Source organism: Bacteroides caecigallinarum, from assembly GCF_016901995.1.
GTDB lineage: Bacteria > Bacteroidota > Bacteroidia > Bacteroidales > Bacteroidaceae > Phocaeicola > Phocaeicola cellulolyticus.
The window spans coordinates 1-332 of the sequence record NZ_JACJLE010000178.1; the positions used below are offsets into that span (position 1 = coordinate 1).

A 332-nucleotide genomic window follows, 5' to 3' on the forward strand; every position below is an offset into this window, starting at 1 on the left:
GCAACCATGGATAAAGAGCAGGCTATCGGAATTGCAAAAAGATACAAAAAACTGGTGGCAGAAAAACTACCCGTTAAGGCGCTATATATATATGGCTCGTACAGTAAAGTTACATATAACGAAAATAGTGACAGTGATATAGCTGTGGTGGTAGATAAATTAAGTGATAAGTATTTTGATGATACTCCTGTCTTATGGAAATTAAGGAGGAAAATAAGTAATCTTATAGAACCTATTCTTTTAATCGAGGATAACAATAATCCTTTGTATTGTGATAGAATGAAAACAGGCACATTGATATGAAATATCTAGACCCCAAAGCCGATTTGACC

The 332-nt window shown here is 34.3% G+C and carries 1 protein-coding gene; it reads left to right on the plus strand.

Annotation, left to right across the window (positions count from 1 at the left end; translation table 11 throughout):
- The coding region (locus tag H6A61_RS15510) for a nucleotidyltransferase domain-containing protein (protein ID WP_239469259.1) at positions 1-303 on the plus strand (303 nt) is incomplete at its 5' end.
- Between the last annotated feature and the right edge of the window lie 29 nt (positions 304-332).